This window comes from Agrobacterium sp. a22-2, assembly GCF_012276985.1.
In the GTDB taxonomy this organism is placed as follows: domain Bacteria; phylum Pseudomonadota; class Alphaproteobacteria; order Rhizobiales; family Rhizobiaceae; genus Allorhizobium.
Window position 1 is genome coordinate 1 of sequence record NZ_JAAXMM010000023.1, and the last position, 14,774, is coordinate 14,774.

Here is a 14,774-nt window from a genome sequence, read left to right on the forward strand (position 1 = left end):
ACCCATGGCCCCGGTGCCGGGTGGGCTGCGCCCGGCCACCATCGGCCCATAGCCGACCTTCGTGTCATCTGCAGCGAAAGGCAGCAGGGAGCCCACTCTGCGTGATGCTGCATAGCAAACGAATGTCGGCTATGTCATTCTTCTGCCCGTAGCCTTCTGGCCAACACACCCATCAGGAGCAGCGCAATTACAAGGAAGGTTGCCCCAACCATCCACGCGGTGGGCGTTGTGTAAGCCTCGGCAACAGCTCCAACCAAGACCAAGCCAAATGCAGCCCCCAATTGCTGTACGAGTGAGCGCAGTGACAGCATTGTAGACCGCTGTCGATCTTCAACGCAGGAATGCAGAATGCTGCTGGCAGGCGTTTCACTCGCGCCCAAGATCACCGAGTAGAGGATGAAGATTGCAACAAAGCCAATGATATTTTCTTGTAACGCCAACGCGATTTGAACGGCTGCAAGACAGGCAAAAATCACTGATAGTGTGATAGCGTGACGGCGTCTGAAAATCCGACTGATGTGAGAAGACAGTGACGCTCCAAAGGCAATTGAGAAGAAGTAGGTCGCCGTCAGTGCGCCAACCACAGAATTCGCGTAGCCATCATCCAGCATGGGTTTTGCGTGGGTTGGCCAGATCACTTCGACCGGGTTTGTAGCCATCAAGAACAAGGCAAGCGCCACTAGAAGGATCGAGAGTGTGGGGTGTTTTAAGGCGAGCAGACCCGCATCTTTGATCACATGTGGAACGCCTGCGAACCCCTGTACGAGTGCCTTGGGGTTTAGCGGACGCCGCTTTTCCGAAATGGCAAACACAGTGTAAGCGAACACAGCCAACATCAAAACAAAACTTGCCAAGTAAGAGACGTCGAAAATACTGAACCCTAGTCGAACTGCGCCTGAGCCGAAGGCATCGGGCAACAGACCTCCAAAAATGGCACCGGAAGCCAATCCCATTGCATTGGCAAACTGGGCTTTTGCAAGAGCAGGTTGAACATCAACATTTGGAGCCATGGCTTTGAAATTCTCGACAAACCACGCATCCAGAGTGCCGGAGCGCAGTGCACGTCCAAAGCCGATGAAGGCAAACGATAGGGCCAGAACATAGAAGTCGTGTGACGACACGAAGAGAGCCAGAGAGATCAGACTTGCAACGACCGCAGACAAGAAAACGGGCTTGCGTCCAACGTTGTCCGCCAGCCCACCAAATGGCAATTCCATAGCTATGGTCGTGAGCGAGTAGACGCCAAAAAGAAGCGAAATCTGGAACAGGTCCATGCCTCGGTCGTTCAGAGCCAATGCAACAACGGCCACTGTCAGACCCATCGCGAAGCGATCCAGAAACTGGTGTACTTGAAATACCCGAATGTGCCGCTGAGCAGACCGCGTGAGCAATTGGAATGAGAATTCGAGGTCGGTTGCCATGTTCGTAGCATCGTCTACACCGGCACCAAATACAACAGATGTGCTGATCCGCAGTAAACCAACGCCTCGCGAAAGCGGTCGTTGGCGTACTTGCAGCGAACTCACACTTTGTCCGCACAGCCGACCTTGGCGGGCACTGCAGCGAAAGTCCGCAATGGCCCAACGCGGCCCTCGTCACGAAAAAATCACTTCGTCCCCTCGCCTTTCGGACCTATGGTCGCGACATCCTGCATCATCCCGAGAGGCACACACCATCATGGCCATCGTCAAAATCGCCCTCACCGTCATCGGCGCCCTTGCCGCCCTGATGGGCCTTGTCTGGATCGGTCAGGGCACCGGCCTGTTCCCCTATCCAGCCTCCAGCTTCATGATCAACCAGAGCCCGTGGATCCTGCGCGGCGCCGTTTTGATGGTGGTCGGGCTGGCGGTCATCTGGGCTGCGCGGCGCTATATCCGGTAGGTCGTTTCCTGCCGCCTGAGACAGTCGATCTCGCCGCCGCCACCCCTCAACAGTTGCCGCACCGCAGCATCTCCCCTTGCCATACCCTCCCGCCTGTGGCATCACGCCGGCTCTTCAATCGTCGGGGTGCTTGATCACAAGGCGCCCCGTTTCGCGTTCGGGGGTTTCCCTGTTCCAACATTCCTAAACGACCAAGGAGCGGCGGCGATGGCTGAGGCGCTGGGGCTGGATTTCGGCACGACAAACACGGTTCTGGCGCTGGCCGACAGCGCGACGACGACGCGCTCGGTGTCCTTCACCTCGGCGGCCGGCACCAGCGACAGCATGCGCACGGCTCTGTCCTTCATGAAGGATGCACAGCTCGGCGCCCGCGCGCTGAAAGTCGAGGCCGGACAGGCGGCGATCCGCCAGTTCATCGACAATCCCGGCGAATGTCGTTTCCTGCAGTCGATCAAGACCTTTGCGGCCTCGGCCCTGTTCCAGGGCACGCTGGTGCATGCGCGGCGCTTCCAGTTCGAAGACCTGATGGAAGTGTTTTTGCGGCGGCTGGAAGCCTATGCGGGCGATGGCTGGCCGGGCCATGCCAAGCGCATCGTCGCCGGCCGGCCGGTGCATTTCGCCGGCGCCAGCCCGGATCCGGATCTGGCGATGCGGCGCTACAACGAGGCGCTGTCGCGCTTCGGCTTTCCGGAAATCCACTATGTCTATGAGCCGGTGGCCGCCGCCTTCTATTTCGCCCAGCACCTGACCGCGGATGCAACCGTGCTGGTGGCAGACTTCGGCGGCGGCACGACCGACTATTCGCTGATCCGCTTCGAGACATCCGGCGGCAAGCTTTCGGCCACGCCGGTTGGCCATTCCGGCGTCGGCATTGCCGGCGACCAGTTCGATGCGCGCATCATCGAGCATCTGGTAGCCCCCGAGATCGGCAAGGGCAGCCAGTTCAAGAGTTTCGACAAGGTGCTGGATATTCCGAGCAATTACTACACCTCGTTCTCGCGCTGGAACCAGCTGTCGATCTTCAAGACATCGAAGGAATTCACCGACCTGAAATCGCTGGTGCGCCAGAGCCTTGCGCCCGACAAGCTGGAGCTGTTCATCGATCTGGTCGATCATGACGAGGGTTATCCGCTCTACCAGGCGGTATCGGCCACCAAGATGGCGCTGTCGGCTGGCGAAGAAGCGCCGTTCAACTTTTCACCGCTCGGCAAGGCGGGGCAGAAGGTGGTCAAGCGAAGCGATTTCGAAAGCTGGATCGGCGCCGATCTGGCGCGCATCGAAGGGGCGCTCGACGAGGTGCTGGAAAAAACCCAGACCGCGCCCGGCAGCATCGACAAGGTGTTCCTGACCGGCGGCACGTCCTTCGTGCCGGCGGTGCGGCGGATCTTTACCGAGCGCTTTGCTAGCGACCGCATCGAGACCGGCGGCGAACTGGTGTCGATCGCCCATGGCCTGGCACTGATCGGCGAGCGGGACGACATCGCGCAGTGGGCCGCCTGAGCCTGGGGGCCGCGTGAGCCTAGGGCCGCCCGATCGTTAGGCAGCCCGGCTTTGCGGCAGTCCGTCCAGCCTACGCCAGATGCGGTCCACCGTTGCCATATCGAGGCTGAGGCCAAAGATGTCGCCGAGCACGCTGCGCATTTCCGGCGCCGACAGGACGGTCCAGCGGGTCTCGACGCCCCGGTCGAGGCAGCTGACCTCGCGGTTGCGCAGAAAGGCGCGGCCTCTGGCACTGGTTATGTTGACATCGAGATCGACGACCGGCGGCAGGGTCGCCCGGCGCATGCACTGCATCTGGGTGGCCGCAGAGCCGGGATCGCGCATGGCGACATGGTCGATCCCGTAAAGCGCCTGCCATTGCTCGCCGCATTTGCGCTCCAGCACCAGATCGCCAAGCCAGCCGTCGCCCGATCGGCTATTGGTGGTGACGCGAAAGACGTCGCCGCCGATATATTGCGGGCTGCGGGTCACAAGGTTCACCAGACCGAACGGCGCGCCGGCCGAAAAGCCGCTATCGGCAAGCCAGCATTGGCCATCAATGGACACCACCGTCACCAGATGCGCCTGGCTGCGGTTGCGGATCTGTTCAACGCCGACCCGCGCCACAACCGGCAGGAAGGCAAAGCCCAGCGCCGACAGGGCCTTGCAGAACAGGCCGTTCAGTTGCTCGTCCTGGCCGCCGCGCCCGCCCTGTATGATCGTCTGCCAGGCCGTTGCGGCATCCCGGTCGGAGGCGTTGAGGAAGCCGTCGATGGTCTCATAGGGCAAGGCACGCATCTGCGCGGTGAGCAGGTGCTGCAGGCCCTCCACCGTGGTTGGAACCGCTTCAGCCTCCAGGTCCAGACGGGACAGATACTGGCAAAGATCGAAGGTCATGAAAATCACTCCGCGGAAAGCGGTTTTCTCGCAGAATTGACAGGTGTCGCGCAATCAGCGAATTTGCATGACCCCATGCAAGGAAGCAGACCATGATTTCGGAATGGAATGATCTGCAGACCATCCTGGCCATTGCTGCGGCCGGAACTTTGTCCGGCGCTGCGCGGTCGCTCGGCGTCAACCAGTCCACGGTGTCGCGCCGCCTGCAGGCCATCGAGACCGGACTGAACCGCCCGGTCTTCACCCGTACGCCGGATGGGCGCCTGGAGCCGAACGAGGCCGGCGGACGACTGATCGAGGCGGCACAGCGGGTACGCGAGACCGTGGCGGAAGCCAATTCCGACCTGCGCACCATCCCGGCGCCGGTCCGGCTGGCCAGCTGCGAGGTCCTGTCGAAGGAATATGCGGCGCCGGCGCTTGCCGCCTGGTCCGTCGAGACTGGGTTGCCCAGCGATCTCACCATCTACAGCACCTTGTTCGAGATGCCGGAAGACTCCTTCGATATCATCGTCACGCCGCTTGAGTCGGCACCGGAAGACATGGTCGGCCGCCGCATCGGCGACCTGCGCTGGGGCCTTTACGCAACGCCCGACTATCTGGCGAACCAGCCGTTCGATCCCAAGGCGGCCTCGCTCAGCGGGCACCGGGTCGTCCATCCCTCGGGTACGCTCGTCGACATCGCCGCCTGCAAATGGTTCTGCGCGCTGGGCGGCACCGCCGTGTTCAGTTCGTCCAGCACGCTCACCCAGCGCGATGTGGCCGAGACCGGCGCGGGCATCGCCTTCCTGCCGTCCTCGATCGTGCCGGCCGGCTCGCCGCTGCTGCGGCTGGAGACGGAACTCGATCTGCCGGTGACGGAGATCTGGATGGTTGCCCGGCGGGCGGTCATGGCGCAACCGCGCGTCGCCGCCTTCCTGCGCTGGTCCGGCTCGCATTTCCGCAGCACCGAGACGCCACTGAAGCGCGTCGGCTGATGGTGGGCAACAGTCCAGGCGCTGCCGGCGCCTGTTGACGACGGGGCATTCGGCTGTTTCCTTTGCCGCCGCGCCGTTCTAGAACAGGGCCATGATATCCGCCAACGACCTCAACGCCGCCGAGCTTGCAGCGCTTCTGCATTTCCATGGGGATGCCGGCGTGGAATGGCTGCTGGAAGAGGCGCCGGTCGACCGGGTGGCGGCCTTCGCCGCCGAGCGGGAGGCGCGGCAAGCGCGCGTGCCAACTCCTGCCCCGGCCACGGCACAGATGCCGGCAGCGGCCGCGAAACATCAGTCTGCCAGCGACAGGCCCGCGCCACGCCCGCAGGCGGCCATGCCGGTTGCCATTCCCGACGAACACGCCGTCACCGAGGCACGGCTGACCGCCGAGAGCGCCCGCAGCCTGGCAGAGCTTAAAACCGCGATCGAGGGCTTTTCGGCCTGCAACCTGAAAATGAGCGCCCGCTCGACGATCTTTGCCGATGGCGCTGCCGCCGGGCGAATCATGGTGATCGGCCCGATCCCCAATGGCGACGACGACCGCGAGGGTCTGCCGTTTTCCGGCCGGCCGGGCCAATTGCTGGACCGCATGCTGTCGGCCATCGGCATCACCCGGGCCGATACGCTGCTGACCACCGTCATTCCGTGGCGTCCGCCGGGCGACCGCATGCCCTCAGTACCGGAAAGTGCCATCTGCCGCCCGTTCATCGAACGCCAGATCGAGCTTGCCGAGCCGCGCGCCGTGCTGTTGCTCGGCAATTTCACCGCCCGGTTCTTCTTCGGCGGCAACGAGACTATTCACGCGCTGCGCGGCCAATGGCGCGAGATCGCCTGCGGCAGCCACACGGTGTCGGCCATGGCCAGCCTGCATCCGCAGGAGCTGCTGACTGCGCCTGCCACCAAGGCGCTGGCCTGGCAGGACCTGCTGGCCTTCAAAAGCCGAATCGCCGCGACCTGAGCGCGATTGGCGATTTTTTCGGCAATCATGAACAATATGTGAAAACCGGTATGCGCTTTGTGCATATCAGCGCCGCGCCAAACCGCATTGCCGAATCGATGGTGCGGTGCAATATAGACTTCAGCCGTGGGAGGACCGGACGACAAGGAACCACAGCAATGACGACCCGCCTTCGCGCCATTCACAGCAATTTCGAGACATTGCGTCTGGCCGGTGAACCCATCAGATCAAGCCATCCCTATCACCGTTTCGGATCGGCAACCAACGAGCAGATCAGCGCGCGCGTGTTCAGCCGCATCGGCCAGATCACCCGCCCATCGGCTGTCTTCGCCGATTTTCGCGAATCCTGAGCGGCGGCGAAGCTGCCGGGTATCGCCCGGCACTGACTGCATAGCTGCCCCGCACCATTGTGCATTGCACAATTTCCTGTCCGGGGCGATTATGCGGCATCGCTTCAAGACCTAAGGTAACTCTAGGATAGTCGTCATGATCGCAAGACCCCATCCATTGCGCAGCCTGAAGGAAGCCGTGTTGCAGATCAGCTCGGCCATCAGCGCTTCGGAAGAATACAGCCGCGCCTCCTCGGCGGACCCGAGCCACGCCTTCGGCCGGTTCCCGTCGAAGGTTCATGGCGGCCTGACGGGCATTCCGCTCTGAGCGGAGGCCGGGCAGCATTTGCTGAATGTTTGAAGACATGGCCGCCGGCGCTTTCGCGTCGGCGTTTTCGTATCCGGCTTCAGCCGGCACCTCTTGCAGGGTCCGCGGCGCTCAGCCCAGCCGCGCTTCGGCAAAGACCTTGTCGATGATCGCGAATTTGACCGCCTGCCAGCGGCAATATTCCTCCAGATAGTCGCTTTTCATCCAGAGATGGGTCTTCTTCGTGTCGTCGTGCCAGGCCAGGCAGCCCATGTCCACAGCCTTGCGCAGCAGGCGCTGCAGATGGGTGCGCGACATCATGAAATGGCCGGCCATGGCACGGGCGTCGACGCGGCCGATATCGTAGCCTTGCGCCTGCTCGCTGCCCGGCTCGATCCGGCGGATCAATTCGTCCATGACGAGGCCGCCGGCCTCGGTCCACAGGAAGATCGCCACGCGCTCCGGCGGCTCGCGCCAGCGACGGTCATCGATGCAGCACCGCGCCACGCGCGGCTGGACGGCGCGGAACAGGCCGGGTGTGGCACAATAGGCGGCAAACCGATCGCCGCCGTCGATCTGGTCGAGCGCCGCCAGATTGGCGGCCAGCCATTGCCACATCGCCTGATGGCTGATCTCCGTCGCCTCGAAGCGGCGCGGCCGGCGGTTCGCATCGCCGGCGACGCGGATGAACCGGTAGCTCAGCAATTGGTCGAGAAAGTTCAGGACCGTGTTGCGGCTGGCGACATCGACCTCGGTGATCATCTGCTTCAGGCGGCCGGCGGTCAGCCCGGAGGGCAAGGCCGTCGGATCGTATTCGAGATAAAGCGCAAATCCCGCCTGGCTCAGCAGCCAGCGCTGATGGGAGGCCAGCATGCGCGACAGCCGCGGATTGCCGTCAAACTCGCCCTGCAGGTTGACGGCCAGAAAGCGCAGGGCGGCAACAAAAGCCGGCGACTCGATCAGTTGCTGTTCCGAAAGGGCCATACTCAAGTGCCTGCGCTCCAAATGCATATTCATATCTGTCGACCCACCCGAAACGCCTGCCCATAACCGCCGTTCTCCGGCCCTTCAAAGCTCTAGCGTTCCCAGGCTGAACGGGCGCTGAATATTCAGCGTTCCGCAGCGCCATGAAGCCTGGGCGGCGCTCGTGATTGCCTTGGTCGAACAAGCCGCCCGAAACTCCCATAAATGGAAGGTTACGCGATACTGATTTAAAAATCCTCTCTTTTGCAGCGGCACGTGTCGCAATCGACAGCGCATCTTCTTTTGGGTAAAGGCAGGATCACTTCAGCCGTTAGGACAGCTGTCGGTCGCTGCCGTGATTCGAAGCGAGCCCGGCGAGACGCAAAGAGCAGCGGGCCGATGTTTGCCCTGCCCTCCAACGCCTCGTTGCTCGCGCCGCCATGGCAATGCCCAACCGCTGTCCCGGCGCAATAGATCGGAACCCAAGCCATGCTGGTCAGCCTCGCCTCCGTCGCCACCCTGATGCTGTCCACATTGCTGATGATGGCGGGCTTCGGCCTGATGAATTTCATGCTGCCGATCCGATCGATCGCCGAGGGCTGGTCGACCCTGACCATTTCGGTGATCGCCACGGGCTATACGTTCGGCTTTACGCTGTCGTGCATCGTCACGCCGAAGCTGGTGCAGCGGGTCGGCCATGTCAGGGTGTTCAGCGCGTTGATCACCCTGCTGACGGTCTCGGTGCTGCTCTGCTCGCTGATTATCGAATGGCGCGCCTGGGTGCTGTTTCGCGGCCTTGCCGGCTTTGCCATTGCCGGCAGCTACCTGATCATCGAAAGCTGGCTGAACGAGCGCGTCACCAATGACAATCGCGGCGCACTGTTTTCGGTCTACATGATCACCTGCCTGGTCGGCTCGATCGGCGGACAGTATATCGTGCCGCTCGGCGACCCGAGCGGTGCGCAACTGTTCATCCTGTGCGGGCTGATCTTCTCGCTGGCGATCTTCCCCACGGCACTGTCGACCGCCCAGTCGCCGGCGCCGATCACCCAGGCGCGATTCGACCTCAAGCAGCTCTACCGGCGGTCGCCGGTCGCCTTCATCGGCTCGCTGCTGTCGGGCGCCCTGTCGGGAACCTGGGGCAGCCTCGGGGCAGTCTACACCCAGAATGTCGGCATGAGCACGGCCGAAGGTGCTACGCTTCTGTCGGCGGTGCTGGCCGGCGGTGCGCTGGCACAGATGCCGATCGGCCGCATTTCCGACCGGATCGACCGCCGCCTGGTAATGGTGTTCTGCGGCCTGTTCGGCACGCTCTCCTGCCTGGTCATGGCGGTCTTCAGTATCGACAATCCCCTGCCACTCTATATCGGCGGGTTCTTTGTCGGCACCGTGCTTTATCCGGTCTATGCCCTCAACGTCGCCCATGCCAACGACCTGGCCGAACCCAACGAATATGTGACGATTTCGAGCGGTATCATGATTCTTTACGGCCTCGGCACCGTTTCCGGTCCACTGATGGCCGGAACGGTCATGGAATGGACCGGCCCGAAAGGCCTGCTGTGGTTCCTGGCTCTGAGCTTTGCAGCCTATGCCGGCTATGCCGGATGGCGCATGACACGCCGGCCATCGCGCGAGGGACTGGTCGGCAAGACCGATTTCCAATCCATGCCGATCCCCATGCAGGGCACCGATCCGGGTCACACGCCGAATGCCTCGTTCGGCGAAACCGAACCGGGCGGCCCGACGCGGACCTGACAGCCGACAGTCAGCCCGGCGGCATCGAGGCCTTGCGGGCCGCCTTGCGTTCCAGACCGAGCCGGTGCTCGCGATAGATGATGAAAATGCCGGCCGATGCGACGATCGCCGTACCGAACAGCGTATTCAAGGTCGGGATATCGCCGAACAGGAAATAGGCGATCACCGAGCCGAGCAGGATCGAGCAGTATTCGAAAGGAGCGATCGTCGAGACATCGGCGTGACGGTAGCTTTCCGTCAGCAGGATCTGGGCGATACCGCCCAGAAAGCCCGACATCGCCAGAAGCCCGAGTGACGACCAGGCCAGCACCGACCATCCGAAAGCCCAGGTAATGGCTGAGAGCAGCGATGCGATCAGCGAGAAATAGAGCACGATCGTCGCGGTCTTTTCCTCGCGAACCAGCTGGCGCACCTGCAGCATGGCGGCCGCGCCAAGCGTCGCGGACATCAGCACCGCCGCTGCTCCCACGGCTGCAGTCGACCCGAGGCCGCTTTCCGAAAACAGCGTGAGTTTGGGCCACGTGATGATCAACACGCCCACCATGCCGATCAATACCGCCGACCAGCGATAGAAGCGCACGCTTTCTTTCAGGAATACGGCCGCAAAGACGACGGCAATCAGCGGCATGGCATAGCCGATGGCAATCGAGTCGGGCAGAGGCAGGTGGACAAGGCCATAAAAGCCGAAGCCCATCGAAACAATGCCGATCACTCCCCGTTTGACATGGCCGAACGGATTGCGGGTGTAGAAGGCGGAACGCAGATCGCCCTGGTAGGTCAGGTAGAGCAAAATCGGCAGAATAGCGAAGGCGGAGCGGTAGAAGGCGATCTGACCGGCCGGAATGTCAGGACCGGCTGCCTTGATGCAGGTCTGCATGCCAACAAAAACGGCGACGGAGGCGATCTTCAACAAAATTCCCCGAAGGGGATTTGTGGCGGCAATGGCCATCGGGGGCTGCTCGTGAACTGGATGCAAGGGTTGGCGAACGGACGACGTCACGATTCGACAGGAGGAGAAGGCGCCCAAGATCGATCAAGCCGGCGCGTCTGGCAAGGGCTTCGTTGCGCTCCGTCATCGGCAAGAGCCTGAGAGGAGCCTGACAGAGTCAAAAAACGCCGCCAGCGAGCCTAATTCATCAAATCTGATGAAACTACTTTTATTCACAGTTAACGCTTTACTGGGATCTTAAGTCATATTTGATGAATCGACTTCAAATTCTGGCATTCATCAGAGCAAGTTCAGCGTCCCGTCTCGCTCTTTCTATTCAAGGACCTTATTCGATGAAAGACGCCCACCCCCAGATAAAGTCCCAGTCAGCGCCAACCACGACGCCGCGCTCCATGCGCATCGTCACGGAGGCCATTGGTTCCGATCTGGAACGCTTCAGCGCCAGCAACACCCATATCGTCAAGCAGATCAAGCTGCTGGCCATCAACGCGCTGATCGAGGCGGCACGGGCCGGCGAAACGGGCAAGGGATTCGCCGTCGTTGCCAACGAAGTACAGCGTCTGGCGCAGGGAGCCGCAGACATCGCCGACCAGTTCCAGGAAAACGTACTCGGACGCATTGGCGTCGGCCGATCGATGGCCGATGAACTGGTGCGTGAAATGGAGGGAGTGAGGCTCACGGATCTGGCCCAGACGCTGGTACAGTTCATCGTCCGCAACCTGTTCGAACGGACAGCCGACGTGCGCTGGTGGGCGACCGATCCGGCGCTGTGGAACGCCTTGCAGGCGCCGTCGACCGATGTCGCCGCCTTTGCTGCAGAACGGCTCGGCGTCATCAACCGCTTTTACACCGTCTACCTGGACCTTGTCCTGACCGATGCGTCCGGGCGGGTGATCGCCTCGGCCAATCCGCGCTACCAGCGGGCGCTGAAGGACCGCAACATGTCCGGCGAGCCCTGGTTTACGGCAGCAAGATCCTGCCGCAGCGGCGACGACTATATCGTCGACGAGGTCAAGCCGAGCCTGCTGCACGACAATCGCGATATCCTCGTCTATGCCACCGGCGTGCGCCAGGAAGGACGCTCCGATGGCGCGCTGATCGGCACACTTGGCGTCTATTTCGACTGGCAGGCGCAGGGCCAGGCGATCGTCGAGAAGGAAGCCAACCTGCCGCCGCATATTGCCGAAAAGACCGAGGTGCTCCTGCTCGACGGCAATCTCAGGGTCATCGCCGCCAGCAATCCGGCGCGGCGCTACACCCATTTCGCGCTTCACAATCCCGGCAACGGCATGCGCGGCAATTATTATGACAACAGCGGCAACATCGTCGCCTTTGCCAAGACGCTCGGTTACGAAGATTACGATGGGTTGGGCTGGTATGGTGTAATCGTTCAGCAAACGGAAAGCGACGACGCCATTCGCGCCCAGTTCGGTCTCAAATAAGCTTGGAGGGTGCCGGCCGCAGGTTGCTGTGTTATTATTTAATTCCGATGTGCGAAGTATTTTTACAGTTTTAGCAATCGTTCAGAAATTGATGCAATGATTGATCCAAAGTCGCGCTGCCCGGGATTCGGTCTAGTGCTCGCGCACATCCGGTTTACGCAAAAGACAATCAGGACAAATTTATGCGAACAGACACGGGCCAGGTCATTAATCTGGCGGACTACCGCCCCACCGATTTCGTACTGGAACGGGTCGATCTGACCTTCGAACTGGATCCGACAGAGACCAAGGTCGAGTCCCGCCTGATTTTCCATCGCCGCGAAGGGGCCGACCTATCGGCACCGCTGGTGCTGGATGGCGACGAGTTGAATCTCGGCGGCCTCCTGCTCGACCAGAACGAGCTGCCGGCCGGGCAATTTACCGTGACGTCCGACAGCCTGACGATCCGCGATCTGCCGGAGACCGCGCCGTTCGAGATCACCGTCACCACGGTGATCAATCCCGAGGCCAATACCCAGCTGATGGGCCTCTACCGCACCGGCGGCATCTATTGCACCCAGTGCGAGGCGGAAGGTTTCCGCCGTATCACCTATTTCCCGGATCGCCCTGACGTTCTGGCGCCCTATACGGTCAACATCATCGCCGACAAGGCGGCCAATCCGCTGCTGCTGTCGAACGGCAATTTCCTTGGCGGCGCCGGCTATGGCGGCGACCTGCATTTTGCGGCCTGGTTCGATCCGCATCCCAAGCCCAGCTATCTCTTTGCGCTGGTCGCCGGCGATCTCGGTGTGGTCGAGGACACATTCGTCACCATGTCCGAGCGCGAAGTGACGCTCAAGATCTTCGTCGAACACGGCAAGGAGCCGCGTGCCGCCTATGCCATGGATGCGCTGAAGCGCTCGATGAAATGGGACGAGGAGGTGTTCGGCCGCGAATACGACCTCGATATCTTCATGGTCGTCGCGGTGTCCGACTTCAACATGGGCGCCATGGAGAACAAGGGCCTCAACGTCTTCAACGACAAGTACGTCCTGGCCGATCCTGAAACCGCGACCGATGCCGACTATGCCAATATCGAGGCGATCATCGCGCACGAATATTTCCACAACTGGACCGGCAACCGCATCACCTGCCGCGACTGGTTCCAGCTGTGCCTGAAAGAAGGCCTGACGGTCTATCGCGACCACGAGTTTTCCGCCGACCAGCGCTCGCGCTCGGTCAAGCGCATTGCCGAAGTGCGACACCTGCGCTCCGAACAGTTCGCCGAGGATTCCGGGCCGCTGGCCCATCCGGTCCGGCCGACCAAATATCGCGAGATCAACAATTTCTACACGACCACGGTCTACGAGAAGGGCTCCGAGGTCACCCGGATGATCGCCACCCTGCTCGGCGCCGATCTGTTCAAGAAGGGCATGGACCTTTATTTCGAGCGCCACGACGGCGACGCGGCCACGGTCGAGGATTTCGTCAAGTGCTTCGAGGATGCCAGCGGCCGGGATCTGACGCAATTCTCGCTGTGGTACAGTCAGGCCGGCACGCCGCAGATCACCGTCTCGACCGCCTATGACCCGGCCAAGCAGAGCTTTTCCCTGTCGCTCGAGCAACTCGTTCCGGCAACGCCTGGCCAGACGGCCAAGGAGCCCATGCATATCCCGCTGAAATTTGCGCTGCTCTCGGCCGAAGGCACGGAATTCGCGCCGAGCGCCGTGACCGGCGGCGAAGTGACCGGCGACGTGCTGCACTTAACCGAACGCAGCCAGACCTTCACCTTTTCCGGCATCGCCTCGCGTCCTGTGCTGTCATTAAACCGCAGCTTCTCGGCGCCTGTCACCCTGCATTTCGACCAGAGTGCCGACGACCGCAGCCTGATTGCCCGCCATGAGAGCGATCTTTTCGCCCGCTGGCAGGCTCTGACCGACCTCGCCTTGCCCAACCTTTGCGACGCGGCCAATGCCGCACGCAAGGCAGCGCCTGTCGTCTGCAATGCCGCTTTAAGCGAAACCCTGCTGGCGATTGCGGCCGACGACAGCCTGGAGCCGGCCTTCCGCGCCCAGGCCCTGGCACTGCCGAGCGAGGCCGATATCGCCCGCGAACTTGGCAGCAACAACGACCCGGACGCCATCCACGAAGGCCGTCAGGCGATCCTGACCGATATCGCAAAGCAGGGCATCGACATCTTCCGGGCTCTTTATGCGTCGATGCAGACCGAGGGACCATTCACGCCGGATGCCGCCAGCGCCGGCCGCCGCGCCCTGAAGAATGCTGCATTGGGTTTCCTGGCGCTTGCCGAGAATACCCCGGCCGTGGCAGCCGAGGCCTTTGCCAAGGCTGACAACATGACAGACCTCAGCCAGGCGCTGACCATTCTCGCCCATCGTTTTCCCGATGCCGAGGAAACGAAAGCAGCACTTGCCGCCTTCGAGGCGCGCTTTACTGAGAATGCACTGGTCATCGACAAGTGGCTGGCCATCCAGGCGACGATCCCCGGCAGCGCCGCCCTGGACCGCATCCGCATCCTGACCGGAAGCCCGCATTTCAATGCCACCAATCCCAATCGCGTTCGCGCGCTGGTCGGCACCTTCGCCTTTTCCAATCCGACCGGTTTCAACCGGGCCGATGGCGCCGCCTATCACTTCCTTGCCGAGCAGATCCTGGCGATCGACAGCCGCAATCCGCAGCTTGCCGCCCGGCTGCTGACGGCCATGCGCTCCTGGCGGCTGTTGGAACCGGCCCGAGCCGACCTTGCCCGCTCGGCGCTGATGCAGATCGAACGCGCGGCCGCCCTCTCGACCGATGTCCGCGATATTGTGGATCGCATGCTGAAGGGGTAATTTTCCTCT

The 14,774-nt window shown here is 61.9% G+C and carries 13 protein-coding genes; 9 read left to right on the plus strand and 4 right to left on the minus strand.

Going from position 1 to position 14,774, the window contains the following annotated elements; genetic code table 11:
• Window positions 1-134: 134 nt before the first annotated feature.
• Window positions 135-1,421 (minus strand): MFS transporter, encoded by a 1,287-nt coding sequence (locus tag HFC70_RS24855; protein ID WP_168476003.1) that lies wholly within the window; start codon window positions 1,419-1,421, stop codon window positions 135-137.
• Window positions 1,422-1,677: 256 nt separating this feature from the next.
• Between HFC70_RS24855 and HFC70_RS24860 the strand changes: the two genes are divergently transcribed.
• Together HFC70_RS24860 and HFC70_RS24865 are read left to right on the plus strand one after the other, a co-directional pair.
• Window positions 1,678-1,881 carry a hypothetical protein gene (locus HFC70_RS24860; RefSeq protein WP_168476004.1) on the plus strand — a complete coding sequence of 68 codons (204 nt, stop codon included), beginning with the start codon at window positions 1,678-1,680 and terminating at the stop codon, window positions 1,879-1,881.
• A 207-nt stretch (window positions 1,882-2,088) separates the two neighbouring features.
• Complete coding sequence (locus tag HFC70_RS24865) at window positions 2,089-3,381, plus strand: Hsp70 family protein (RefSeq protein ID WP_168476005.1); 1,293 nt, start codon at window positions 2,089-2,091, stop codon at window positions 3,379-3,381.
• Between the two features lie 36 nt (window positions 3,382-3,417).
• Here HFC70_RS24865 and HFC70_RS24870 read toward each other — a convergent pair whose 3' ends face one another.
• Complete coding sequence (locus tag HFC70_RS24870) at window positions 3,418-4,257, minus strand: arylamine N-acetyltransferase (RefSeq protein ID WP_168476006.1); 840 nt, start codon at window positions 4,255-4,257, stop codon at window positions 3,418-3,420.
• A 92-nt stretch (window positions 4,258-4,349) separates the two neighbouring features.
• Between HFC70_RS24870 and HFC70_RS24875 the strand changes: the two genes are divergently transcribed.
• The 4 genes from HFC70_RS24875 (at window position 4,350) to HFC70_RS24890 (ending at window position 6,846) form a co-directional block, all read left to right on the plus strand.
• Window positions 4,350-5,231, plus strand: coding sequence for a LysR family transcriptional regulator (locus tag HFC70_RS24875; protein ID WP_168476007.1), 882 nt, complete (start codon window positions 4,350-4,352; stop codon window positions 5,229-5,231).
• A gap of 91 nt (window positions 5,232-5,322) precedes the next feature.
• Window positions 5,323-6,189: a uracil-DNA glycosylase family protein gene (locus HFC70_RS24880; protein ID WP_168476008.1), complete on the plus strand. Its 867-nt coding sequence runs from the start codon at window positions 5,323-5,325 to the stop codon at window positions 6,187-6,189.
• Window positions 6,190-6,347: 158 nt separating this feature from the next.
• The gene (locus HFC70_RS24885; protein ID WP_168476009.1) at window positions 6,348-6,539 is read left to right on the plus strand and encodes a hypothetical protein; all 192 of its coding nucleotides are present in this window, start codon (window positions 6,348-6,350) and stop codon (window positions 6,537-6,539) included.
• Window positions 6,540-6,675: 136 nt separating this feature from the next.
• The gene (locus tag HFC70_RS24890; RefSeq protein WP_168476010.1) at window positions 6,676-6,846 is read left to right on the plus strand and encodes a hypothetical protein; all 171 of its coding nucleotides are present in this window, start codon (window positions 6,676-6,678) and stop codon (window positions 6,844-6,846) included.
• A 111-nt stretch (window positions 6,847-6,957) separates the two neighbouring features.
• Here HFC70_RS24890 and HFC70_RS24895 read toward each other — a convergent pair whose 3' ends face one another.
• Window positions 6,958-7,809 carry a hypothetical protein gene (locus tag HFC70_RS24895; RefSeq protein ID WP_168476038.1) on the minus strand — a complete coding sequence of 284 codons (852 nt, stop codon included), beginning with the start codon at window positions 7,807-7,809 and terminating at the stop codon, window positions 6,958-6,960.
• Between the two features lie 468 nt (window positions 7,810-8,277).
• On the opposite strand from HFC70_RS24895, the gene HFC70_RS24900 reads away from it, so the two are divergent.
• Window positions 8,278-9,543 carry an MFS transporter gene (locus HFC70_RS24900; protein WP_168476011.1) on the plus strand — a complete coding sequence of 422 codons (1,266 nt, stop codon included), beginning with the start codon at window positions 8,278-8,280 and terminating at the stop codon, window positions 9,541-9,543.
• Window positions 9,544-9,553: 10 nt separating this feature from the next.
• Here HFC70_RS24900 and HFC70_RS24905 read toward each other — a convergent pair whose 3' ends face one another.
• Complete coding sequence (locus HFC70_RS24905; RefSeq protein WP_168476012.1) at window positions 9,554-10,492, minus strand: DMT family transporter; 939 nt, start codon at window positions 10,490-10,492, stop codon at window positions 9,554-9,556.
• A 332-nt stretch (window positions 10,493-10,824) separates the two neighbouring features.
• Here HFC70_RS24905 and HFC70_RS24910 point away from each other — a divergent pair, with 332 nt between their 5' ends.
• Window positions 10,825-11,934 (plus strand): methyl-accepting chemotaxis protein, encoded by a 1,110-nt coding sequence (locus HFC70_RS24910; RefSeq protein ID WP_168476013.1) that lies wholly within the window; start codon window positions 10,825-10,827, stop codon window positions 11,932-11,934.
• A gap of 182 nt (window positions 11,935-12,116) precedes the next feature.
• Complete coding sequence (gene pepN / locus HFC70_RS24915) at window positions 12,117-14,765, plus strand: aminopeptidase N (protein WP_168476014.1); 2,649 nt, start codon at window positions 12,117-12,119, stop codon at window positions 14,763-14,765.
• Window positions 14,766-14,774: the final 9 nt, after the last annotated feature.

Bases quoted from the DNA above. Each gene is read 5' to 3' on its own strand.
- HFC70_RS24905 (WP_168476012.1), bottom strand. From the start codon at position 10,492: ATGGCCATTGCCGCCACAAATCCCCTTCGGGGAATTTTGTTGAAGATC.
- HFC70_RS24860 (WP_168476004.1), top strand. From the start codon at position 1,678: ATGGCCATCGTCAAAATCGCCCTCACCGTCATCGGCGCCCTTGCCGCC.
- HFC70_RS24895 (WP_168476038.1), bottom strand. From the start codon at position 7,809: ATGGCCCTTTCGGAACAGCAACTGATCGAGTCGCCGGCTTTTGTTGCC.
- HFC70_RS24880 (WP_168476008.1), top strand. From the start codon at position 5,323: ATGATATCCGCCAACGACCTCAACGCCGCCGAGCTTGCAGCGCTTCTG.
- HFC70_RS24890 (WP_168476010.1), top strand. From the start codon at position 6,676: ATGATCGCAAGACCCCATCCATTGCGCAGCCTGAAGGAAGCCGTGTTG.
- HFC70_RS24900 (WP_168476011.1), top strand. From the start codon at position 8,278: ATGCTGGTCAGCCTCGCCTCCGTCGCCACCCTGATGCTGTCCACATTG.
- HFC70_RS24865 (WP_168476005.1), top strand. From the start codon at position 2,089: ATGGCTGAGGCGCTGGGGCTGGATTTCGGCACGACAAACACGGTTCTG.
- pepN (WP_168476014.1), top strand. From the start codon at position 12,117: ATGCGAACAGACACGGGCCAGGTCATTAATCTGGCGGACTACCGCCCC.
- HFC70_RS24870 (WP_168476006.1), bottom strand. From the start codon at position 4,257: ATGACCTTCGATCTTTGCCAGTATCTGTCCCGTCTGGACCTGGAGGCT.
- HFC70_RS24855 (WP_168476003.1), bottom strand. From the start codon at position 1,421: ATGGCAACCGACCTCGAATTCTCATTCCAATTGCTCACGCGGTCTGCT.
- HFC70_RS24885 (WP_168476009.1), top strand. From the start codon at position 6,348: ATGACGACCCGCCTTCGCGCCATTCACAGCAATTTCGAGACATTGCGT.
- HFC70_RS24910 (WP_168476013.1), top strand. From the start codon at position 10,825: ATGAAAGACGCCCACCCCCAGATAAAGTCCCAGTCAGCGCCAACCACG.
- HFC70_RS24875 (WP_168476007.1), top strand. From the start codon at position 4,350: ATGATTTCGGAATGGAATGATCTGCAGACCATCCTGGCCATTGCTGCG.